The 23,215-nt window shown below is 62.0% G+C and carries 20 protein-coding genes; 8 read left to right on the forward strand and 12 right to left on the reverse strand.

All coding sequences use genetic code 11. The annotated features are described in order from the left end of the window. The first annotated feature begins 38 nt into the window (after positions 1 to 38). The 3 genes from ERD78_RS17520 to folK are packed head-to-tail and all read left to right on the forward strand — an operon-like array spanning position 39 to position 2,673. Entirely contained in the window at positions 39 to 740 is a 702-nt protein-coding gene (locus tag ERD78_RS17520; RefSeq protein WP_129970940.1) for an HAD family hydrolase, read from the forward strand. A gap of 9 nt (positions 741 to 749) precedes the next feature. After that, positions 750 to 2,132 (forward strand): polynucleotide adenylyltransferase PcnB, encoded by a 1,383-nt coding sequence (gene pcnB, locus ERD78_RS17525; protein ID WP_129970942.1) that lies wholly within the window; start codon positions 750 to 752, stop codon positions 2,130 to 2,132. Between the two features lie 25 nt (positions 2,133 to 2,157). Next, entirely contained in the window at positions 2,158 to 2,673 is a 516-nt protein-coding gene (gene folK, locus ERD78_RS17530) for a 2-amino-4-hydroxy-6-hydroxymethyldihydropteridine diphosphokinase (protein WP_245152515.1), read from the forward strand. 99 nt (positions 2,674 to 2,772) lie between these two features. Here the strand turns inward: folK and gloA are convergent, their stop codons facing one another. The 6 genes from gloA to glyQ all read right to left on the reverse strand — a co-directional run bounded on the left by gloA (position 2,773) and on the right by glyQ (position 8,615). Continuing rightward, positions 2,773 to 3,168 carry a lactoylglutathione lyase gene (gloA, locus tag ERD78_RS17535; protein ID WP_129970944.1) on the reverse strand — a complete coding sequence of 132 codons (396 nt, stop codon included), beginning with the start codon at positions 3,166 to 3,168 and terminating at the stop codon, positions 2,773 to 2,775. 154 nt (positions 3,169 to 3,322) lie between these two features. After that, entirely contained in the window at positions 3,323 to 4,216 is an 894-nt protein-coding gene (locus ERD78_RS17540; protein WP_371734628.1) for a M48 family metallopeptidase, read from the reverse strand. A 73-nt stretch (positions 4,217 to 4,289) separates the two neighbouring features. After that, positions 4,290 to 5,018, reverse strand: a complete 729-nt coding sequence (locus ERD78_RS17545; RefSeq protein WP_129971087.1) for a lysophospholipid acyltransferase family protein — start codon at positions 5,016 to 5,018, stop codon at positions 4,290 to 4,292. Then, positions 5,018 to 5,563, reverse strand: coding sequence for a D-glycero-beta-D-manno-heptose 1,7-bisphosphate 7-phosphatase (gene gmhB / locus ERD78_RS17550; protein ID WP_129970948.1), 546 nt, complete (start codon positions 5,561 to 5,563; stop codon positions 5,018 to 5,020). Before gmhB ends, ERD78_RS17545 begins: the two co-directional genes overlap by 1 nt. Further along, a complete protein-coding gene (gene glyS / locus ERD78_RS17555) occupies positions 5,560 to 7,710 on the reverse strand; it encodes a glycine--tRNA ligase subunit beta (protein WP_129970950.1) in 2,151 nt (716 codons plus the stop codon). The genes gmhB and glyS overlap by 4 nt, the downstream gene beginning before the upstream one ends. Continuing rightward, positions 7,707 to 8,615: a glycine--tRNA ligase subunit alpha gene (gene glyQ, locus ERD78_RS17560; RefSeq protein ID WP_129970952.1), complete on the reverse strand. Its 909-nt coding sequence runs from the start codon at positions 8,613 to 8,615 to the stop codon at positions 7,707 to 7,709. Before glyQ ends, glyS begins: the two co-directional genes overlap by 4 nt. A 164-nt stretch (positions 8,616 to 8,779) precedes the next feature. On the opposite strand from glyQ, the gene ERD78_RS17565 reads away from it, so the two are divergent. The 4 genes from ERD78_RS17565 to ERD78_RS17580 all read left to right on the forward strand — a co-directional run bounded on the left by ERD78_RS17565 (position 8,780) and on the right by ERD78_RS17580 (position 13,396). Further along, entirely contained in the window at positions 8,780 to 9,547 is a 768-nt protein-coding gene (locus tag ERD78_RS17565) for a crotonase/enoyl-CoA hydratase family protein (RefSeq protein ID WP_129970954.1), read from the forward strand. Positions 9,548 to 9,613: 66 nt separating this feature from the next. Beyond that, on the forward strand, positions 9,614 to 11,137 hold the full coding sequence (locus ERD78_RS17570) for a fumarate hydratase (protein WP_129970956.1): 1,524 nt from the start codon (positions 9,614 to 9,616) through the stop codon (positions 11,135 to 11,137). 223 nt (positions 11,138 to 11,360) lie between these two features. Continuing rightward, entirely contained in the window at positions 11,361 to 12,188 is an 828-nt protein-coding gene (locus tag ERD78_RS17575; protein ID WP_129970958.1) for an HTD2 family dehydratase, read from the forward strand. Further along, positions 12,188 to 13,396 carry a CaiB/BaiF CoA transferase family protein gene (locus tag ERD78_RS17580; RefSeq protein WP_129970960.1) on the forward strand — a complete coding sequence of 403 codons (1,209 nt, stop codon included), beginning with the start codon at positions 12,188 to 12,190 and terminating at the stop codon, positions 13,394 to 13,396. The genes ERD78_RS17575 and ERD78_RS17580 overlap by 1 nt, the downstream gene beginning before the upstream one ends. Before the next feature lie 6 nt (positions 13,397 to 13,402). Here ERD78_RS17580 and ERD78_RS17585 read toward each other — a convergent pair whose 3' ends face one another. Next, positions 13,403 to 15,619, reverse strand: a complete 2,217-nt coding sequence (locus tag ERD78_RS17585; RefSeq protein ID WP_129970962.1) for an acyl-CoA dehydrogenase — start codon at positions 15,617 to 15,619, stop codon at positions 13,403 to 13,405. Positions 15,620 to 15,761: 142 nt separating this feature from the next. Here ERD78_RS17585 and ERD78_RS17590 point away from each other — a divergent pair, with 142 nt between their 5' ends. Further along, positions 15,762 to 16,991, forward strand: coding sequence for a nucleoside recognition domain-containing protein (locus tag ERD78_RS17590; protein WP_129970963.1), 1,230 nt, complete (start codon positions 15,762 to 15,764; stop codon positions 16,989 to 16,991). Between the two features lie 40 nt (positions 16,992 to 17,031). Here the strand turns inward: ERD78_RS17590 and ERD78_RS17595 are convergent, their stop codons facing one another. The 5 genes from ERD78_RS17595 to ERD78_RS17615 form a co-directional block, all read right to left on the reverse strand. Then, entirely contained in the window at positions 17,032 to 17,475 is a 444-nt protein-coding gene (locus ERD78_RS17595) for a MaoC family dehydratase (RefSeq protein ID WP_129970964.1), read from the reverse strand. An 82-nt stretch (positions 17,476 to 17,557) separates the two neighbouring features. Beyond that, positions 17,558 to 18,832, reverse strand: a complete 1,275-nt coding sequence (boxA, locus tag ERD78_RS17600; RefSeq protein WP_129970965.1) for a benzoyl-CoA 2,3-epoxidase subunit BoxA — start codon at positions 18,830 to 18,832, stop codon at positions 17,558 to 17,560. A gap of 30 nt (positions 18,833 to 18,862) precedes the next feature. Continuing rightward, on the reverse strand, positions 18,863 to 20,290 hold the full coding sequence (boxB, locus tag ERD78_RS17605; protein WP_129970967.1) for a benzoyl-CoA 2,3-epoxidase subunit BoxB: 1,428 nt from the start codon (positions 20,288 to 20,290) through the stop codon (positions 18,863 to 18,865). A 33-nt stretch (positions 20,291 to 20,323) separates the two neighbouring features. Beyond that, positions 20,324 to 21,982, reverse strand: coding sequence for a 2,3-epoxybenzoyl-CoA dihydrolase (gene boxC, locus ERD78_RS17610; protein ID WP_129970969.1), 1,659 nt, complete (start codon positions 21,980 to 21,982; stop codon positions 20,324 to 20,326). A 144-nt stretch (positions 21,983 to 22,126) separates the two neighbouring features. Beyond that, positions 22,127 to 23,026, reverse strand: a complete 900-nt coding sequence (locus ERD78_RS17615; protein WP_129971089.1) for a helix-turn-helix transcriptional regulator — start codon at positions 23,024 to 23,026, stop codon at positions 22,127 to 22,129. Positions 23,027 to 23,215 lie beyond the last annotated feature (189 nt).

Consider the following 23,215-nt stretch of genomic DNA (forward strand, 5'->3'; position numbering starts at 1 on the left):
TCTCCCGGCGTCACACTGCCTTCTTGACCAACACTGCCATGACACGCCCGCAACACCTTGCTCTGTTCGACCTGGACCACACACTGCTGCCGCTGGACAGCGACTATCAATGGGCCGACTATCTTGCCCGCACGGGGCGCGCCGGTGATCCGGCCCAGGCCATACGGCGCAATGACGCACTGATGGAGCGCTACAAGGCCGGAGCCCTTAGCGCCGAGGAAGCCGCCCAGTTCATGCTGGGCCTGCTGACCCGCACCACGCCGGCCGAGTTGGCGGCCTGGCACGAGCAATTCATGGCCGAGGTCGTACGCCCAGCCATAAAGGCCAGTGCGCTCGAACTTGTGCAAAGACACCTGGCGCGCGGAGACCTGTGCGCCATTGTCACCGCTACCAACGAATTCGTTACGGCGCCCATAGCCCGCGCCTTCGGCCTCAGCCATCTGATCGCCACCGTACCGGAACAGGCGCTTGGTCGGTACACCGGCCGGATACATGGCATAGCCAGTTTCCAGGAAGGCAAGGTCACGCGCGTAAACCAGTGGCTGGCTGGCCTGGGCCTCGCTTTGAACGAATTCGAATCCTCCTGGTTCTACAGTGATTCGCACAACGACCTGCCGCTGCTGCAAGCCGTCACCCACCCCGTGGCCACCAACCCCAGTGCAGCGCTGCGTCAACACGCCGAGACGCAAGGCTGGCTGATTCTGGATTTGTTCAAGGACATGCAGGACGCAAAGTCCTAAAATAGCACCATGCTCAAGCAAACAATAAAAAGTTTTGTAGAACGTCTGTTCATGTCCGCGCCGCGGGGGCCGGAACGCCTGCCCCGCGAAAAACACGGCATCGACCGGCGCAAGGTGTCGCGCCATGCAATAAAAGTCTGCGAGGTCCTCAAGAAAGAGGGCTATGAGGCCTATATCGTCGGCGGCGCCGTGCGCGACCTCATCGTGGGCTTGGCGCCCAAGGATTTCGATGTTGCCACCAACGCCACGCCGGAGCAGGTCCGTCCGCTTTTTCGGCGAGCGCGCATCATTGGCCGGCGCTTCCAGCTCGTGCACGTGGTGTTCGGCCAGGAAATCATTGAAACAGCCACGTTCAGGGCCACCGCAGACGGGGACGAATACACCGACGAACACGGGCGCATTCTGCGCGACAATCTGTTCGGCACACAACAAGACGACGCGGCCAGACGCGACTTTACCCTCAACGCGCTCTACTACGATCCCCTCTCTGAAGAGGTCATCGACTACCACCAGGGTGTGGCTGACCTAAAAAAGCGCGTTGTGCGCATGATAGGCGAACCCGAAGCCCGCTACCGCGAAGACCCCGTGCGCATGTTGCGCGCCGTGCGCTTTGCCGCCAAGCTTGACGGGACGATCGATCCCGCTTCCGCCGAACCCATTGCCCGCATGGCCTCGCTCATCGAACATGTGCCCGCATCCAGGCTGTTCGACGAAACCCTGAAGCTGCTCACCTGTGGGCACGCCATGGATTGCCTGCGTCAGCTGCGCGCCATGGGACTGCATCGATCCCTGCTGCCTCTGGTCGATCAGATATTCGCGGAAGAAGGGGGCGAAGCGTTCATTGAGCTTGCATTTGAGCGCACCGATGCCCGTGTGCGCGCGGGCAAGACCGTCAGCCCGAGCTTTCTGTTTGCTGCCTTGCTCTGGAAACTGGTTAACAAGCGTTGGCAAGCTTTGTGCGCGGAAGGCGAGCACAAGGCCCAGGCCCTGGTGCAGGCGGCGGACATGGTCATGGAGGCGCAGACACGCAAGCTGGCCATCCAGCGCCGCTTTCAGTCCGATATGCGCGAAATCTGGTTCATGCAACCTCGTTTTGAAAACGCCAGCGCGCGCAGCATCTGGCGCATGCTCGAACAGCCGCGTTTTCGCGCAGCGGTCGATTTCCTCCAGTTGCGCGCGGAAGCGCGGGAGGTGGACAGCGTGCAGGCGCAATGGTGGATGGATCTGGCCGATGCCGATGACGCCACCAGAGCGATCATGCTGGAGGCCTATCAGGCCCAGCAACGCAGCCGGCCAGCTGGCGCACGCCGTCGCCGCGGCCGCGGCCGTCGCTCGGGCGGCGCCAACAGCCAGCAGGGTGCGGTCGAACGGGGCCGCACCGCATCGGAATAAGAGGTCGCGCAATTATGATTCCAGTATGGAAGCGGCGCTCGGCAGTCCCGCCATGCCCGAAAGCGTGATCCGCTGCTATGTGGGACTGGGTGCCAACCTGGATCAACCCAGGCGGCATGTGGAGCAGGCCGCCCAAGCGCTGGCGGCTTCACCAGGTGTGGCTCTGCTGCGCCTGTCGCCCCTGTATCGGAGCGCGCCTGTGGAATCAAACGGCCCAGACTATGTCAATGCGGTGGCGCAAGTCGACACCCGCCTGCCACCCGATGCTTTGCTTTCATTGCTTCAATCCATAGAGTGCGCACATGGCCGGCAGCGACCCTATCGGAACGCGCCACGCACGCTGGACCTGGATCTGCTGCTGTATGGCGGACGCCATATCGATACGCCGGTGCTGACAGTGCCGCATCCGCGCATGCATCTGCGCGCTTTCGTGCTGCAACCGCTGTCAGACCTGGATCCCGGTCTGTGTCTTGAACAGGGATCCGTGCACGCGCTGCTGCTGGCCTGCCAGGGCCAGCGCCTGGAGCGGCTCCCGGACTGAGCCGTTCCACGCCCTCGGGTAAGCGAAACATGACCGCGGGCCAACCGTTTTCTGGCGGATCCGCCTGCGCATTCCCCAATCGCGGAGCAAACCCCAAACCTAGTCGTTGCGGTCTTTCTTCTGGATGAGTTCTATCTTGTAACCGTCCGGATCCTCAACAAAGGCAATGACAGTCGTGCCATGTTTCATGGGCCCGGCTTCCCGCACAACCTTGCCGCCTTTTTCCTTGATGCGGCTACAGGCCTCGTAGGCGTCATCCACTTCCAGTGCAATGTGCCCGTAGCCGTCGCCCAGTTCGTAATGACGGGTATCCCAGTTATAGGTGAGTTCAATCACGGCACCTTCGCTTTCTTCCTGGTAGCCCACAAAAGCAAGCGTGAATTTGCCGTCGGGATAGTCCTTGCGACGCAAGACGCGCATTCCAAGAATATCCGTGTAGAAAGACAGCGAGCGATCCAGATCGCCCACGCGAAGCATAGTGTGCAACAAACGCATTTCATATTCTCCTGTTCGCATGCCGGCACGCATGCACTGCCATGCCTGCCTTGTTGGGAAAGTGTATCAGCCTGCCCGTCGCCGCCCCGCTGTTGGCGGGCACGGCATGGCAAAAATGCCAGGGAATTGTTTTCGGATTAACAGCGGCCTGTCGTCAGATTAATGGCAGCGAAGCGGGGTCGTGCCGACGCAAGACATCCCGGGCCGCCTCGAAGCCGGGCAGAATACGCCCCACCTCGCGCCAAAAGTCGGCGCTATGGTTCAAATAGCGCAAATGGGCAACCTCGTGGGCAATGACATAGTCGATGACATCGTGCCGAAAGTGGATGAGACGCCAGTTGAGCATAATATTGCCGTCGCTGCTGCATGACCCCCAGCGCGTGGCCGCGGAGGACAGCCGCCAGCGCCGCACAGCCAAGCCGTTCGCATCCAGAAAATGCTGCAGTCGCGCGCCAAGCCATGCTTGCGCTTGCTGCTGCAGCCAGGCGTAGGTGCTGTCACGTACGCGCAGGGGATCGGCGCCGGCCGGTAGTCCAAGCACAAGCTGGTCGCCAGCGGAGGGCGCGAAAGGCTGTCCCGTAAACCATGGTCTGGCATCGCCGCCGCCAAGCCGAAGCGTGATGCGCTGTCCCATGTAGGGTAATTGGCCGTCCTGCTGCCACAGCGTGTCCGCCGTGGCCTGCTGTGCCTTGCGCTCATGGCGCTCACGCAATTTACGCACGATCCAGCGCGACTTCTCAATAACGGCTTCATCGATCTGCCGCAACGTAACCCAGTTTGGCGCAGTAACCAGCAAGCCGCCATCGTCAACGGACAGCCCTATGCTTCTGCGGCGCGAGCGGCGCAACAGAAAGCCTATGGTCTGCTGGGGTGTGGAAACCTCACGCCAGCGCATGCCATCGGGCAGCACCGACGGCGGGGCAATGGGAACGGGCAGCGCGCCGCTTTCCGGGGACTTCTCGCGCGACACGTGCCGGGCATCACCGGGTACGGCATGCTTGTCAGAAACCTGGATGTCTTGTGCCGCGCCAGACACATGCGAATCCATACTGGAGGCAGGGGCCATGGCGCCGCCGGCGGTGGGGCCCGCTGCGGGCAAATCAGCAAACAAATCGAGCTGTTCAGGCCGCGCCATACCGTTCAGGATTAAGCACGCGCATTTCCCCTTCTATCCAGTCATGCACCCGCTTATTGAGCGCTTCAGGCGACAGGCCGTCAGGATGGATCAGCGGGCCGATGGAAACTGTGATCGTACCGGCCTTTTTGATGAAAGCCTTGCGCGGCCAAAGCTCACCAGCATTGTGCGCCACGGGAATGATCGGCGTGCAGGTGCGCGAAGCCAGCAAGGCGCCCCCCATTTTATAGCGCCCTTCCTTGCCTGGAGCGATCCGTGTGCCTTCTGGAAACAGAATGGGCCAGCGCCCTTCGTCGATGCGCCGCTGTCCCATGCGCACCACCTGCTCGAAGGCATCCCTGCCACGCGATCGGTTGATGGGGATCATCTGCAGCAGTGCCAGACCCCAGCCGAAAAAAGGAACCCAATGCAGCTCGCGCTTGTACACAAAGCAGAGTTCGCGCGGCATGTAGGATGGAAAAAACAGGGTCTCCCAGGCTGATTGATGCTTGGAAAGCAGAATGCCCGGGCCATCGGGAAGATTTTCCCAGCCCTTGACTTGCCAGCGTATGCCAAGAATGGCCTTTGCACCCCAGACCGCCATTCGCGGCCAGCCCACAGTGAGCCGATAGCGCCAGTGCCGTGGCAAGGGAGCCCACAGCAGGCAGAGGAAGGCATAAGGAATGACCGTGACGATAAGAAAAAGCTGATATGCCGCCGCTCGCAGCACCCCCATCATTGCGCTTCTCCCGCGAGCAGCGCATCGGCGACACATGCCAGGCTATCTCTGATCTGCGTGCCTGCCGGCAACGATCCACCGTCCTGCGTCTTGCGGCCATTGCCTGTCAGCACCAGCCACGGCGCGCAGCCGGCCGCGGCGCAAGCCTGCAGATCGCGCAGCGAGTCGCCGACTGCTGGAATGCCGGCCAGGCTCATTTCATAACGCCTGCCAATATCCTGGAACAGCCCAGGAAGCGGCTTGCGGCATAGGCATCCGTCGTCAGGCCCATGAGGACAGACGAAAATTGCGTCTATGGCTCCGCCCGCCTCCGAGACCTCCCTGCGCATCTTGGCGTGTATGGCGGTGAGCACATCCATGCTGAACAGGCCGCGTGCGATGCCCGACTGGTTGCTGGCGATTACAACCCGCCAGCCGGCCCGCGACAACCGCGCAATGGCCTCGATGCTGCCAGGCAACGCAATCCATTCGTCAGGCGTCTTGACGAAATCGGCACTGTCCTGGTTGATGACGCCGTCGCGATCAAGAATGACAAGTTTCACTGCGCCAGCCTCGATATGTCGGCCACCTGATTCATGAGCCTATGCAGACTCGCAAGCAGGGCAAGCCTATTGGCGCGTACGGCGGGGTTTTCGGCCATGACCATGACATCCTTGAAGAAGGCGTCGACCGCATCGCGCGCGCCCGCCATCGTAGCCAGGCTAGCGGCGAACTCACCCTGCTCGAACTGGGCGCGGGCCTGCGGCGCCAGCGTCGCAATGGTGTCTGCAAGAGCACGCTCCGCAGGTTCCTGCAAATGCTCGGCGTCCACCTCGCCCGGCGCGGATTCCGCCTTCTTGAGCAAATTGGCGATACGCTTGTTGGCAGCCGCCAGGCTCACTGCCTCGGGCCGTCCCGCAAAGGCGCTGCAGGCCTGTATGCGCGCCTGCACCTGATGCAGCGGCGGCGCAAGCGCCAGCACGGCATCGATGACATTGCGATCCGCCTCGCCAGCGAGCTGATTTCTATAGCGCTCATAGATGAAGGCCTCGATTTCCTGCGTCGTTCCGCCGGCAATTACGCCTCGCTTGAAGGTGCCCGCAGCGGCCTCCAGCAGAGTGTCCAGCGCCAGAGTGTTGCTGTCGCTCACCTTCAGGTAGCCGCCCGCCCGCAACTGCTCGTAGGCGCTGATCAGCCCCAGCGCCGCGCGCCGCAGGCCGAAGGGGTCGCGCTCTCCTGTGGGCGCCAGACCTATGCCCCAGATACCCACCAGCGTTTCCACGCGCTCGGCAATGAACAGCACCGTACTCGTAAGCGTGGCATCGGTCACGGGCGCATCGAGCCTGATGAGATATTGATCCCTTATGGCGCGAACCACATCCTCGGGTTCGCCATCGGCGGCGGCGTAATAGGCGCCCATGATGCCTTGCAGCTCGGGAAACTCGCCCACCATGCTGGAACTCAGGTCCGCCTTGGCCAGCAGCGCGGCGCGGCCGGCCCTGGCGGGGTTCAGGCCGAACTGCTCGGCCACATGGCGCGAGACGCGGCGCACACGCTCGACGCGCTCGAATACCGAGCCCAGCTTATTGTGATATACGCTGGACGCCAGCCCCACGACGCGGTCGGGCAAAGGCGTCTTCAGGTCGGTTTCGAAGAAGAAGCGCGCATCGGCCAGGCGCGGGCGAACCACCCGCTCATTGCCCTCGATGATATTGGACGGATCATCCACCTGCATATTGCTGACGATAAGAAAACGATGTGTCAGCTTGCCGCTGTCCGGCTCAAAGAGAGGAAAGTATTTCTGATTGAGCCGCATGGTCAGGATGAGGCACTCCTGGGGCACTGCCAGAAACTGCTCGTCAAATTGCCCCGCATAGACGGTGGGATGCTCGACCAGCGCCGTGACCTCGTCAAGCAGCGCATCGACCTCGGCGCCCTCGCCTATCGTGGCACCCACATCGGCGGCACGCGTAAGCAACTGTTCGCGGATAAGGCCACGCCGTCCGTCAAATGAAGCAACCACCTTGCCCTGAGCGGCAAGCTGCTGTTCATAGGAAGCCGCGGTAGTGATCTCTATGTCGCCTTCCGACATGAACCGATGGCCCAGCGTGCGGCGGCCCGATGTCAGCCCCAGCGCCCGTGCTGGCACGATCGTGTCGCCCCATAGCACCACCAGCCGATGCGCCGGACGCACGAACTTGACGCTGGTAACGCCATCGGCCAGTTGATACCGCATCACCTTGGGTATGGGCAGGCTGCCGATGGCGTGGTCCAGGGCCTCCTGCAGCCCCTCGCTCAGTAATTTCCCCGCAGCCATACCACGCGCATAGAGGTAATCCTGCTTGCCATCCGACTCCGTGACCAGGTCCCCGACGGACAGATGGCCCAGCCCCTTGGAGGTCAATTTCTTGGTCAGCGCAGGTGTAGCCGCGCCGCTGTCGTCCAGGCCTATGCGGGCCGGCATCAGTTTCTCGGTGAAGGACTGATCGGGCGCGCGTTCGAGCACGGCATCGAACCGCACGGCCAGCCGGCGCGGCGTGGCGAAATCAACTGCTCCGCAGCCTTCGGCGAGCAGATGATGCTGCGCCAGGATCTTGCGTATGCCCTCTGAAAAAGCCTTGCCCAATCGATCGAGCGCCTTGGGAGGCAGTTCCTCGGTAAGCAGTTCAACCAGCAATGCCTGGGTTTGAGTGGGAACGGCGGCGCTCATTGTGCGTCCTCCGTGGCTGCATGGGCCAGCATGGGAAATCCTAGTTTCTCGCGTGAATCGAAATAAGCCTGGGCAACCGCGCGCGACAGGTTGCGAATGCGTCCTATGTAAGCCGCACGCTCCGTGACGCTGATGGCGCCCCGTGCATCGAGCAAATTGAAGGTGTGCGCCGCTTTCAACGCCGCCTCATAGGCTGGCAACGCCAGGGGCACCTCGATAAGGCGCTGGGCCTCCGCCTCGTAGTCATTGAAATGCGCAAACAGCATGGTGCTGTTTGCATGCTCGAAATTGTAGGTGGACTGCTCGACCTCGTTCTGGTGGAACACATTGCGGTAATAAACCTTGCGCCCGTCCGCGCCTTCCGTCCAGACCAGGTCGTAGACGCTTTCCACGTCCTGCAGGTACATGGCCAGGCGCTCCAGGCCATAGGTGATTTCGCCCGTCGTAGGTGTGCAATCCAGGCCGCCCACCTGCTGGAAATAGGTGAACTGCGTCACTTCCATGCCATTGAGCCAGACCTCCCATCCGAGTCCCCATGCCCCAAGCGTGGGATTCTCCCAGTCGTCCTCAACAAACCGGATGTCGTGCTGCTTGGGATCTATGCCCAGCGCCCGCAGCGAGCCGATATACAGATCCAGGATCTCTGGCGGGGCGGGCTTGAGCACGACTTGATACTGATAGTAGTGCTGGAGCCGATTGGGGTTCTCTCCGTAGCGGCCGTCCTTGGGCCGGCGCGATGGCTGGACATAGGCGGCACGCCAGGGCTCCGGCCCGATGGCCCGCAGAAATGTGGCGGTATGCGATGTGCCAGCGCCCACTTCCATGTCGTAGGGCTGCAGGAGGGCGCAGCCATGCCGGTCCCAGTATTGCTGTAGCGTTAAAATGATTTGCTGAAAGGTGAGCATGTGCGATGGCAAGTATAGCGGTGGGCCGAAAAATTCTTCGATTTTAACTGCTTCCCCGCCAACACAGTCGCAACCATGCCCGCCGCCTCCCAATTTGCGGCTCCACCGCCCCCGACCGGCCATCGGGAAGGGCGCAAGATACCGCACATCAACAAGGAAAGCTCATGTCTGACGTGGTAAAGGTTGAAGTCCAATCCGGCATACAGATCGTCACCCTGAACCGCCCCGAAGCCCGCAACGCGATCAACCTGGAAACCGCGCAGGGCATCGCCGCGGCCATGCAGGAGCTTGACGAACGCGAAGATCTGGTTATCGGCATCATTACCGGCTCGGGCGGCACCTTCTGTGCCGGCATGGACCTGAAAGCCTTCGCGCGCGATGGCCAGCGGCCCTATGCCGCCGGCCGGGGCTTCGCCGGCATCGCCGAACGTCCGCCGCGCAAGCCGCTCATCGCGGCGGTGGAAGGCTATGCGCTGGCGGGCGGCTGTGAAATCGTGCTCTCCTGCGATCTCATCGTGGCGGCCGAGAATGCCAATTTCGGCCTGCCCGAGGTCAAGCGTGGCATCGTGCCGGGCGCGGGGGGCATGCTGCGCCTGCCCAGCCGCATCCCTTATCACATCGCCATGGAAGCCATTCTTACCGGCGACATGATGCCCGCTCCCCGCATGCACGCCTATGGCCTCGTCAATCGCCTGGTCGCCCCAGGCAAGGCCCTGGAAGCCGCCATGGAGCTGGCCCGCGCCATTGCCGCCAACGGCCCGTTGGCCGTGCGCACGGCCAAAACCGTTGTGAGCGAATCGCGCGACTGGCGCGAAGCCGATATGTTCGACCTGCAGCGCCCTCGCATCGCGCATGTGTTCACGTCGCACGATGCCAAAGAGGGCGCCACGGCCTTTGCCGAGAAGCGCAAGCCGGTCTGGACCGGCAAATAGGTCTTCCCTTACTGTTTTCCCGCAGGCGGGCCCACGGCGGTCCGCCCTTTTACATAGAGCTCCGCCATGACCCTCATCAAAGAAGAAGATCTGATCCAGTCCATTGCCGACGCGGTTCAGTTCATCAGCTACTACCATCCCGCCGACTACATCCGCCACCTGGCCCGCGCCTACGAGCGCGAAGAGAATCCCGCCGCCAAGGATGCCATCGCTCAGATTCTTACCAATTCGCGCATGTGCGCCGAGGGCAGGCGCCCCATCTGCCAGGACACCGGCGTGGTCAACGTTTTCCTCAAGATAGGCATGGACGTCCGGTTCGATACGCGCCTGAGCATGCAGGATCTTTGCGACGAAGGCGTGCGCCGCGGCTATACCAATCCCGACAACCCGCTGCGGGCATCCATACTCACCGATCCGCTCTTCACCCGAAAAAACACGCGCGACAATACCCCCTGTATTGTCTCCGTCGAGCTCGTCCCCGGCGACAAGGTCGATGTCCAGATCGCCGCCAAGGGCGGCGGCTCTGAAAACAAATCCAAGTTTGCGATGCTCAACCCCAGCGACTCCCTGGTCGATTGGGTGCTCAAGACCGTTCCCGCCATGGGCGCCGGCTGGTGTCCGCCCGGCATGCTCGGAATAGGGGTGGGCGGCACGGCCGAAAAAGCCATGCTCATGGCCAAGCAGTCGCTCATGGACGACATCGATATGCACGAGTTGCTCGAGCGCGGCCCGCAGAGCAAGCTCGAAGAATTGCGCATCGAGCTCTATACGAAAGTCAACGCCTTGGGCATAGGCGCACAAGGCCTGGGAGGGCTCACAACCGTACTCGACGTCAAAATCAATACCTTCCCCACGCACGCAGCGTCCAAACCTGTGGCCATGATACCCAACTGCGCCGCTACGCGGCACGCCCACTTCACGCTCGACGGCAGCGGTCCCGCCGTACTTGCGCCGCCTTCTCTGTCCGAATGGCCAGACGTACACTGGGCGCCCGACTACAACGCATCCAGGCAGGTCGATCTGGATGCGCTCACGCCCCAGGAAGTGGCCGGCTGGCAGCCCGGGCAGACCCTCCTGCTCTCTGGCAAGATGCTCACCGGCCGCGATGCCGCCCACAAGCGCATCCAGGACATGCTCGCCCAGGGCGAAAAACTTCCGGTCGATTTCACCAACCGCGTCATCTACTATGTTGGCCCCGTGGACCCCGTCGGCGAGGAGGTGGTCGGCCCCGCGGGCCCCACTACCTCCTCGCGCATGGACAAGTTCACCGACATGATGCTGGACAAAACCGGCCTCATTGCCATGGTTGGCAAGGCTGAACGCGGCCCGGAGGCCATCGAGGCCATCCGCAGGCACAAGTCAGCCTACCTCATGGCGGTCGGCGGCTCGGCCTACCTCGTCTCCAAAGCGATACGCGCGGCCCGTGTCGTCGCCTTTGAGGATCTCGGCATGGAAGCCATCTACGAGTTCGACGTCAAGGACATGCCCGTTACCGTGGCCGTCGACGCCACAGGCACGTCCGTGCATGACACAGGCCCCCGGACCTGGAAGACCCGCATTGCCGAAATCCCTCTCGTCCCGGTAGCTTGACCCGCCGGTTTGGCCGGGCTGCCCCACGGCAGCCGTGTGGCGCGGCCCGTACGGTCCGGGCCCGAACGGCTGCAGTCCGGCCCCGCGTCGCCAGCGCAGCATCCGGGCCGGTTAGCCACAGCCAAACCACCCCTTGCACAAAAACAAATTCAAAAATCCGCCGGATGGAGGCACTCTATCCCTTGCAGATCTGTCTGCAATCGGACAAGACCAAGGAACACCCATGACCACCCAAGACCTCGGCGCCTGGATAGGCCGTCAGGAAACCATCCACGACAACCTCGATGCAGGCCACACTGAAAAGGTCGCCCTTACTCTTGATGAGCCCGCGCCGGGACCTGGCCAGGAACTGCCCCTGCTCTGGCAATGGGCGTATTTCATACGTGGCGTTCCTTACGCCGAAATCGGTGGCGACGGCCATCCCAAGCGGGGCGGGTTTCTTCCTCCCGCTGATGATCGCAACCGCATGTGGGCGGGAGGACGCCTCACGTTTCTGCAGCCCCTGCGCGTTGGCAGCCCCGCAGTCAAGCAATCCACCATTCTGGCCATCAATGAGAAAACAGGCCGCACCGGCAAGCTTTTGTTCGTGACCGTCGGCCATCAATACAGCCAGGATGGCCAGTTATGCATAGACGAGGAACAGGACATCGTCTACCGCGAACCCAGCCCACCCCGGCTGCAGGGTTCCACCCAGGCGCCGCAAGCCCAGTGGTCCGAAACAGTGGAGCCGAGCAGCATCATGCTCTATCGCTATTCCGCCGTGACCTTCAACGGCCATCGCATCCACTATGACTATCCTTACGTCACGCAGGAAGAAGGCTATCCTGGGCTTGTCGTACATGGCCCCATGCTGGCCACCCTGATGTGCAGGTCATTTCGACGCGCCAACCCAGACCGCACGCCCGTTTCCCTGTCCTACCGCGGGCTGCGCCCCCTGTTCTCGCCTCGCCCGTTCCAGTCTTCGGGCCGCATTGACCAGGCAGGCAAGGCACATCTCTGGATAGAGCAGGACGATACCCTGGCTCACGAAGCAGAACTGGAGTTCAAATAATGCACAACACTCCCGTCCAAGGCACCAACCCGCGCCCTCTGGAAGGCATCACCGTCATCAGCCTTGAACACGCCATTGCGGCGCCGTTCTGCACCCGCCAGCTTGCCGATCTGGGTGCGCGCGTCATCAAGATCGAACGGCCTGGGGTCGGCGACTTTGCGCGCAAATACGATGAGCGGGTCAAGGGCCTGGCATCCCATTTTGTCTGGACCAATCGCTCCAAGGAAAGTCTCACGCTCGACCTCAAGCGCCCGGAGGCTCGCGAAATTCTGGACAAACTACTGGAAAAAGCCGACGTGCTGGTACAGAACCTGGCGCCAGGCGCGGCGGCACGGCTTGGCCTTTCCTTCGAGGCCCTGCACCCCGGCCATCCGCGCTTGATTGTCTGCGACATCTCCGGCTATGGCGAGGGCGGCAGCTACGAAAAGAAGAAGGCCTACGACCTCCTCATCCAGAGCGAAGCCGGCTTCCTGTCTGTGACCGGAACGCCGGAGCACCCAGCCAAGGCTGGCTGTTCCATTTCCGATATCGCCGCCGGCATGTACGCCTACAGCAGCATTCTGTCTGCGTTGCTGCTTCGCGAGCGCACGGGTGTCGGCAGCCGCCTGGACGTGTCCATGCTGGAAAGCATGGTCGAATGGATGGGTTTCCCCATGTATTATGCTTTCGATGGCGCGTCGCCGCCCCCCCGGGCGGGCGCGTCGCACGCCACCATTTATCCTTATGGACCTTTTCCCGTTGGCGACGGTACTGAAGTCATGCTCGGCCTGCAGAACGAACGCGAATGGGCGGCATTCTGCAGCGTGGTGCTAGAGCAGCCTGAGCTTGCTTCCGACGAACGCTTCAGCTCAAACTCGCTGCGCGTGCGCAACAAGGATGCTCTGCGCGTCCTTATTGTCACCAAGTTTGCAACGCTCTCGCGCACCCAGGTCATCGAGCGGCTTGAAGCCGCCCCCATTGCGAATGCCAGCGTCAATACCATGGCGGATGTCTGGGCCCATCCGCAACTGCGGCAGCGAGAACGCTGGACCCAGATCGACAGTTCGGTAGGCCCGCTGCCGGCCTTGATTCCACCCGCCACCAGCTCGGCATTCCAGGCGCGCATGGACCGCATTCCGGACCTGGGCGAGAACGCCGCCGCTATTCTCGGGGAATTGGGCTATGACGAAGACCAGATCGCGGTTTTCAAGCAAGAAGGGATGATCTGACGGACATCACCCGCGCTTCAGGTCCTGGGGCGCGAAATCATCGACCTCTATGACCTGGGCGGCCGATTCCTCGGCCGCCTCAAGTACCTTGGCCTGCTCGTCGGTGATGGCGCCCCGGGCATGCGCCGCCTGCCAGTCATCGAAGCCCGCCTTGCGGATGCGGTCCAGCAGCGGTTGGGCGTCGATGGCCAATTCGTAGGCACGCTCGAGCTGTTCCACCGTGGGACTGTCGTGCCCCTCCCAGACGGCCCCGACCAGACGATCTCGGGCAGTGGACGGATCGAGCAGAATCTCGGCGCAATCGCCTGTAATGGCGTCGGGAGTGCGCCGTGCGCGCGACCAGGGCGGCAGCACCAGAAAACGCAGCAGGCCCGCGACAGATCTTGCTGGTAGGTTGACCAGCACTTCGTCCATGCAGCGATCCATGGCCGTGAAAGCATGCAGGGCACAATACCGCACCAGCGGCAAATCGGCCTCGTGCTGGCCCTCGTCGTGCCAGCGCTTCAGCACGGCGGACAACAGGAAAAGCTCCGCCAGGATATCCCCCAGCCTTGCCGACAACATTTCCTTGCGCTTGAGTGTCCCGCCCAAGGTGAGCAGCGCCATCTCGGAAAGCAGCGAAAAGGCCGACGTCCAACGCGAAAGTCCGCGATAGAACGGCGCCGCCGCACCCACGCCGCGTGGCACGCTAGCAAACTGCCCGGCCGTCCACGCCAGGCCGGTGGCGCGAAGCGCGTTGCGCGTGCTATGGCCCAGATGCCGCCATATCACCGCGTCGAAATCGTCTTCGCCCCTGGCGGTATCGGGGTTATTGATGGCCTGGATCTCCTGCATGAGGTAGGGATGCGCGCGAATGGCGCCTTGGCCGAAAATAATGAGATTGCGTGTAAGAATGTTCGCGCCTTCGACGGTGATGGCCACAGGCAGCGCGCGATACAGATTGCCCAGGTAGTTGCTGGGGCCATCGATGACTGCCTTTCCTGCATGAATGTCCATGGCGGCGTTGACCGATTCGCGCATGCGCTCGGTGGCATGCAGCTTCATGATCGCCGACACCACGGCCGGCTTGATGCCGGTGGCCAGTCCGGCACATGTATAGCGACGCGCCGCTTCGACCAGATAGGCATTGGCGGCCAGGCGCCCCAGTTTTTCCTGGATGCCCTCGAACTTGCCGATGGGAATGCCGAACTGTGTCCGCACCCGCGCATAGGCGCCCGATGTGTGTGCCGTAAATGTGCACGCGGCGGCAGACAGCGACGGAAGAGAGATGCCGCGCCCCGCCGCCAGCGCACTCATCAGCATCTGCCAGCCCTTGCCGGCCTGCGCCGCACCGCCGATTAGCGCATCTATGGGCACGAAGACATCATGCCCCTCCGTGGGCCCGTTCTGGAAGGCCTGCATCGCGGGCAGATGGCGCCTGCCCGTCACGACGCCGGGCAGGTTGGTGGGCACCAGGGCCACGGAAATACCGGGCTCGGGATCCCCACCCAGCAGGCCATCGGGATCGGACAGCTTGAAGGCAAGCCCCAGCACGGTGGCGACCGGCGCCAATGTAATAAAACGCTTGCGCCAGTTCAGGCGGATGCCCAAGGTGTCGATGCCATCGACATCCTGGCGGCACACCACGCCGGTATCCACCATGGAGGCCGCATCCGACCCTGCTTCTGGACTGGTGAGGCCAAAACACGGTATTTCCTGGCCCTTGGCCAGTCGCGGCAGCCAGTAGTCGCGTTGCGCCTGCGTGCCGAACTGCAGCAGCAGTTCGCCTGGACCCAGTGAGTTGGGCACCATGGCCGTCACGGCCGCAGTTACGGAGCGTACGGATAATTGGCGCACCACCTCGGAATGCGCATAGGGGGAGAAGCCCAGCCCGCCGTACTCCTTGGGAATAATCATGCCGAAAAAACCCTGCTCCTTGAGAAAGGACCAGACTTCGGGCGGCAGGTCGCCATCGTGCCAGTTGATCTGCCAGTCGTGCAGCATGCGGCAAACCTGCGCCACCGGCCCATCCAGGAATGCCTGCTCTTCAGCGGTAAGGCTTGCCGGCGGCAGGTCGAGCATGGCCCGCCAGTCGGGCTTGCCGGCAAACAGCTGGGCCTCCCACCAGACATCGCCCGCATCAATGGCTTCTTTCTCGGTATCGGACAAACGCGGCATGGCCTTGCGGCCCATACGGTAAAGCGGCTCCGTCAACCAGCGGCGACGCCAGGCTCTCCAGTTCATGAGGCACCTTCCCAGATATCAAGACACATTCATTATCCCCTGAAAGACGGCATCCTGAACAGGCGGACGCCATATGGGTCTGGGTTCACCCAGCTAATGTCTGCGACAATCATGTCTGCCGCAATCCGAAAATCAGGACCTCATGCTCAATACGCTCTGGCTCGCGTTCTTCGTCGTAGGCGCCCTGTCGGGCCTGTACCAATGGCTGGTGCTGCACGATACCGACGTGTTTGCCCGTATCGTGGGCGGCCTGTTCGACATGGCCGACCTGTCGGTGCAGATCATGATCCTGCTTTTCGGCACCTTGACGCTATGGCTGGGTTTTTTGCGCATCGCCGAAGCCGCGGGGCTGGTCGAAAAGCTCAGCCGGCTTCTCGGCCCGCTGTTCGCGCGGCTCATGCCGGGCGTGCCGCGCGGCCATCCAGCCCTGGGGCTCATCACGCTCAACTTTGCCGCCAACGGTCTGGGGCTGGACAACGCGGCCACGCCGATCGGGCTGCGGGCCATGCGCGAACTACAAAGCCTGAACACGGATCCGAAATCCGCCACCAACGCGCAAATCCTGTTCCTGGTGCTGAACTCGTCGTCGCTCACGCTGCTGCCCGTCACCATCTTCATGTACCGCGCGCAGCAAGGTGCGCCCGATCCGGCCATGGTGTTCCTGCCCATATTGCTGGCCACGTCGGCCTCCTCGCTGGTGGGCCTGCTGTCGGTCGCGTTCATGCAGCGGCTCAAGCTCTACGATCCCGTTGTCCTCGCCTGGTTGGGTGGCATCATCCTGGGGCTGGGCGGCATCATGGCCGCGCTCGCCACGCTCAGCACCGCCGCCATCCAGGCCACGTCCTCGCTGGTGGGCAATCTGGTACTGTTCGGCATCATCATGGCCTTCCTGCTGGCAGGGGCCTGGAAAAAGGTGGCCGTGTATGAATGTTTCGTGGAAGGCGCGCGCGAAGGCTTTGGCATTGCACGTGATCTGCTGCCCTACCTCGTCGCCATGCTGTGCGCCATTGGCGTGCTGCGCGCCTCGGGCGCGCTGGATGTCATTCTGGATGCAGTACGCTGGCTGGCGCATGGCGCTGGCCTGGATACTCGCTTTGTCGATGCTTTGCCCACCGCATTGGTCAAACCTTTTTCGGGCAGCGCCGCGCGCGCCATGCTCATCGAAACCATGCAGCACTTTGGCGTGGACAGCTTCCCTGCCCTGCTGGCCGCCACCGTGCAGGGCAGCACAGAAACCACCTTTTATGTCCTGGCCGTATACTTTGGCGCCGTCGGCATCCAGCGCGCGCGGCACGCCGTGGGATGCGCCGTGCTCGCGGATCTGGCCGGGGTGCTCGCATCCATAGGCATCTGCTATTGGTTCTTTGGCTAGCCCGAACCGAACCCCGAAGTCTCAAAGCGAAAAAAACCGCCTAGACGCCGCTTCCCAGGTCGAACAGGCTTGTAGCCTCAACCTCCAGGACCTGCTCATCGCGCTGGTTGAACACGCGCCAGGTCCAACGCAGTATGCCCAGGTCCTTGCGCGACTCGGACGTGCGCAGGGAATCCACCTTGGCCTCCAGGCGCAGCGCATCGCCAGGACGCACAGGCTTGAGCCAGCGCAGCTTTTCCAGCCCTGGAGAGCCGAACGACTCGGAATTCTGCAAGGCCGCTTCCACCGCCATGCGCATGGCTATGCCGCACGTGAGCCAGCCACTGGCAATCAGGCCATCCCAGCGTCCCGTCCGGGCTCGCTCGGGATCCACATGGAACCACTGCGGGTCATAGGCCTTGGCAAATGCCAGCATTTCTTCTTCGCTGACGACCACGGGGGGATGGGTGATGACCATCCCCACCTTCAGTTCACTGAATTTCATGTTGCTTCCACTCTTTTTCTGAAGCCAGCAGTGTAACTGTTTGTCGGGGCATCGGTGCCGTTCCCCCCGGTGAACCGTGTCCTCAGTAGGTTTCAAAATGAAGGCGGCCCTGCGACTTCAGTTGCGCATGCAGCGCCGGCCAGTCATGCCCCGCCTGGGCCGCCACCGCCTCCAAGGCCTGAAGCACGCCCTGCTCCATTCCCTTCAGTCCGCACACATAAATGCAGGTATGCGCGCTGCCCAGCAGGGCGGCCATGTCCTCGCCACGCTCCTGGATCAGATCCTGGACATAGCGCTTGGGCTGGCCGGGCTCGCGCGACAGGGCCAGATTGATATCGATGAAATCACGCGGCAGCTTCATCAACGGCCCGAAATAAGGCAGCTCGGCCTGCGTGCGGGCGCCAAAGAACAGCATGAGGCGACCGTCGAAAGCCGCGTCCTTGAGCAGGCGGCGGCAATGCTCGGTCATGGCGCGCATTGGCGCCGATCCTGTTCCCGTGCAAATCATCACAATGTTGGCGCCCGGATGATTGGGCATGAGGAAGCTCTGCCCGAAAGGCCCGATGACCTGCACCGTATCGTGCTTCTTCAAGTCGCACAGATAATTGGAACATACACCGCGCACCGGCGAGCCGTCATGCCCGATGGTGACCCGCTTTACCGTTAGCGCAAGATTGTTGTAGCGCGGCCGTTCGCCATCGCGCGGGCTGGCGATGGAATACTGGCGCGCATGATAGGGCCTGCCATTTTCATCGGCGCCGGGCGGAAAAATAGCAATGGACTGCCCTTCCAGCACCGGAAAGGTCGTACTGCCAAAATCCAGCACAATATGGCGGATGTCGCTCTCCGTATCGTCACCGCTAACCCTGTAATTACCCACGACTGTCGCCGTGACCGGGTTCTTGTGCGTGTACAGATTCACATAGGGATGCGCCGCGGACCACGGCGGGATGCTGGCTCCCGCAGCCGTGGATGGCAGGCCATCCAGCATGATCGCGCCCTCATCCCCCGCTTGAACTGGCTGGGCGGCATCGCCGGACTTCTGCTCGTCCGCCGCACCCAGGACTGCCTCGTCCGGCAGAGCCTGGGGAGCGGGCAGTTCATCCCAGGAGAACTGCTGCTCCAGCGTATAAGGCTGATCCGTGAGCACCTTGATCCATGAATCCACGGCACCGGTCGGGCAAGGCGGCACACAGGCCATGCAAGCCTGGCAGATGCTTGCATCGACCACATAATTGTTGTCGTCGTGGGTTATGGCATCAATCGGACAGGTTTCCTCACAGGTGTTGCAGCGTATGCAGACCTCGGGATCGATCAGGTGCTGATTAAGGATGCGTGCGGGTATGGGTGCGTTCATGTTCGCCTCCCTCGATGCCAGGCTTCCGGCTCAGTTGAACCGGATGTATTCGAAGTTCACGGGCTGGCGGTTGATGCCGATGACCGGCGGTGCGATCCAATTCGCAAACTTTCCGGGCTCAACCACGCGGCCCATCAACGACGCCACGAATTCGCGGTCTTCCGCAGAGGGCAGCCAGTCATGCTCGTGAGCGCGCCATTGTTCCTCCGTCACAACCGTGCCGTCGGGCGCCACGCGTATGCCCGCTAGCGAGCCGATACGGCGGTTGAAGGCCTTGTGCGGCAACTGCAGCCGGAAGGCAATGCCCTTCTTTTCCAGCACCTTGTTCCAGCGGCCCACCCCGGCCATCGAGTCCTTGATGAAGTCATCGCGCAGCACTTCGTTCAGGGCATTGAGCATGGGCACTTCCACCTCGCGCAGGCGACCGTCCGCCACTTCCAGCACCTTGTAGGTGTCGTGCTTCAGGACATGGTCATCCGTTCGCTTGCCTTCCTCGTAGCGGCCTTTCAGTCCGGCGCTGTAGAAAATGGCAGCGTTGGAGGACTGATCAGCCCCGAACAGATCGATGGTGACGCTGTAATGGAAATTCAAATAACGCTGGATGGTCTGGAGATCTATGACACCCGCTGCGCGCACGCTCTCCGGGTTCTCTGTACCCAGCTCGTTCATGACATCGGCGGTGCGCTGGAGAATGCGCGACACGCCCGACTCGCCCACAAACATATGATGGGCCTCTTCGGTCAGCATGAATTTTGTGGTGCGGGCGAGCGGATCAAAACCGGACTCAGCCAGGGCGCACAACTGGAACTTGCCATCCCGGTCGGTGAAGTAGGTAAACATGAAGAATGCCAGCCAGTCCGGCGTCTTCTCATTGAACGCGCCCAGGATCCTGGGGCTGTCCTGGTCACCCGAATTGCGCTGCAGCAAGGCATCGGCCTCTTCCCGGCCATCACGTCCGAAGTAGCGGTGCAGCAAATACACCATGGCCCACAAATGGCGGCCCTCCTCGACATTGACCTGGAAGAGGTTGCGAAGATCGTATTGAGAAGGCGCCGTCAGGCCCAGGTGCCGCTGCTGTTCGACTGATGCGGGCTCGGTGTCGCCCTGGGTGACGATAATGCGGCGCAGGTTGGCGCGGTGTTCACCCGGCGCCTCCTGCCATGCATCGCGGCCCTTGTTCTCACCGAAATGGATCTTGCGTTCGCCATCTTGCGGCGCAAGAAAAATGCCCCAGCGGTAATCCGGCATTTTCACATGATCGAAATGCGCCCATCCGTCAGGCTGGACGCTGACTGCCGTTCGCAGATAGACATCGAAACTCTGGGCGCCCTCAGGGCCCATTTCCTGCCACCAATTAAGATAGTTGGGCTGCCAGTGTTCCAAAGCGCGTTGCAGCGCACGGTCATTGGAAAGGTTGACGTTGTTGGGAATTTTGTCTGTGTAATTGATGCCGGACATGTCTCTTGCTCCTGAGGGTTGTGTTGGGGCCTGCTACACGCGATTCCAGTCAAATGCCGCCTGCTCGCCCTTGCCGTACAACTTCAGGGCGCCTTTTTCTCCCGACGCATTGGGGCGATAGAAGATCCAGTTCTGCCATGCAGACAGACGCCCGAATATCCGTGTCTCCATGGTTTCCTGTCCGCCGAAGCGAAGATTGGCCTCGAGGCCGGTCAGCGAATCAGGCGAAAGCGCACTGCGCTCCTCAATGGCGATGCGTATCTCATCGTGCCAATCGATGCCGTCCAGGGCATAGGTCACCAGGCCCAGTGCCTCAGCCTGCGCCGGCTCCAGCATGGCGCCGATCTGTTCCCGCAACGCCTGCATGGGCTGTGCCTCGTCATAGAAGCGGCGCGCCAGGCGGCTCTGCCCGCTTACCATGGGATAGTGGCCGAAGTTCAGCTCGCTCAAGGCCACCCTCGCCGGTCGCCCGGCGTCGGGATCGTCAAGCATGTAGATGCGATCGCATGCCAATGCCAGTTCCAGCAGCGTGCCGGCAAAGCACGATCCTTCTTCGATCAGCGCAAACAGCGAACGGGAACTAACGTCCAGGCGGGCAAGCGCGCGCCGCAGCATGCCCGCGACCTCGCGTACAAACCAGTGGCCGCTTTCGCGCGCCAGCGTCTCATCGACTGCCATTACCAGGGCCGGATCGCCCTCCGTCTTGAATATCCACGTACCGATATCCAGCTCGTTGGTACGCATGTTGAGTATGGCGTCGTCAAGCTCACGTGCCAACTGCAGCGGCCACCAGGCAGCGCCTTCTCCCAGTATGCCTTCGATATCCCGCGCGGGCGGCGACTGTGGCGCGCGCACCGTCCAGGTTGCCAGGCGTCTGCCGCGATCGATATCGACCTGCACAAGCCGATAGGCGAGCCCGTCCGCGGAATCCGTGCGTTCAATCGGCGTCAATGCGATCCCCTGAGCATCAGCCGGGCGATCACTCTGCGCCGCCAACTCAAGCGCCCGGGCCTGGACAGCCTGGGAGAACTGTGCCGGCTTGGCCACCGAGTCGACCAGTCGCCAGTCCTGAGCCCGCTGGCCTCGTATGCCTTCGACCAGCGTACAGAAAATATCGGCGTGGTCGTGCCGCACACGGCGCTTGTCCGTCAGGCGGGTAAGGCCGCCGGTTCCAGGCAGGACGCCCAGCAGCGGCACCTCGGGCAGCGCAACTGACGACGAGCGATCATCCACCAGGAGAATTTCATCACAGGCCATGGCCAGTTCGTAACCACCGCCGGCGCAGGCGCCGTTGAGCGCGGCCAGGAATTTCAGCCCGCCGTGCCGGCTGCTGTCTTCCATGCCATTGCGGGTTTCGTTGGTGAACTTGCAGAAATTCACCTTCCAGGCATGACTGGACAGGCCCAGCATGAAAATGTTGGCGCCCGAGCAGAAAATCCGTTCCTTGAGGCTGGTCACCACGACAGTGCGCACTTCGGGATGCTCGAAGCGGATGCGCTGCAAGGCGTCATGAAGTTCGATATCCACGCCTAAGTCATACGAATTGAGCTTGAGCTTGTACCCCGGGCGGATGCCGCCGTCCTCGGCAACATCCATGGCCAGAGTGGCCACCGGTCCATCGAACGTCATGGACCAATGCCGATACCGGGAGGGATCGGTGCGGAAATCAACAGATGTGGTGGTATCGCTCATGATTCATCCCTTGTTGTCTCGTTCCGGCGAAGTGAATAATAATTCCTTCGCACCATTTATAAATGCAGAATATTGCATTTTTTTGGATGCGTCAAGAAAAATGCATAAAAATGCATACCACAGACAAGATGCGTGATTTACGGCCTAGGCTTCCAGCCCAGTTGCCTCGCGGACATGCTCCCGCAAATGCGCAAAGCAGTCCTGCAGGGTGACCTCGCTGGTGAGACATTGCCAGTCGGCCTTCGCATAAAAGGCCTCACGACTGGAGAGAATACGCTTGAGATCGGCCATGGCCTCGTTGTTGCCCGCCATGGGGCGGAAATCGCCTTGGGCCATGACACGCTGCATATGATCCTCGGGAGAGGCCCGCAGCCAGATGGTGTAGCAATGCGATAGCAGCAAATTCAGCGTGCCAGGCTCGGACACAAGCCCGCCCGGCGTGGCCAGCACCATTTCCGGGTAGATTTGTAAAGATTCCTCAAGCGCGCGGCGCTCGTAGCGGCGATAGGCCGTGGGGCCATAGAGGCTGTGTATTTCGAGAATGCCGCAGCCGGCCACCCGCTCGATTTCGGCACTGAGCTCGACGAAGGGATACCCCAGATCGGCCGCCAGCAAACGGCCCAGCGTGGATTTGCCGGCGCCGCGCAGTCCGATCAGGGCAATCTGCTGCAGCTTGTTGCGCCGCTGGGCATCGGGATCGTCAAACAGTTCGGCCAGCAACTGCCTGGCGCGCTGCAGATCCTGCTCAGGGCGATCCTCAAGCAACTGCCGTATCAGCAGCCACTCCGGGGTGGACGTGGTGACATCGCCCACCAGCTCCGCCAGCACGCAATTGAAGGCGGAGGCAATCTGCCGCAGCACGAGGATGGACGCATTGCCCACGCCCTGCTCCAGATTGGCAAGATGACGTTCCGACACGGAAGCGGCCCTGGCAAGCTCCTTTCGCGTCATGCCGCGCCGGGCTCGCATCCGGCGTACCCGCTCCCCCAACGCAGCCAGAAAAGGGTCTGCGCCCTCGCCGCGCGCATCGGAACCCGCGGACACTGTACGCCCGCGTTCTGGGGAAGCGGGATCGACTGCTTTATTTTTCACCCAGAAAAACCCTTATCTGACGATGAATATGCATTATAGTGCTTGACTTGGTTTGGTAAAAGACATAATTTTGCATCAGGATGCACAAGTTTAACGCGCGCCAGGGCACCTTCCCGGGGCGCGCCGCCTGGCCTCCCCGGG

It is taken from the genome of Allopusillimonas soli, assembly GCF_004153445.1.
Lineage (GTDB): Bacteria > Pseudomonadota > Gammaproteobacteria > Burkholderiales > Burkholderiaceae_B > Allopusillimonas > Allopusillimonas soli.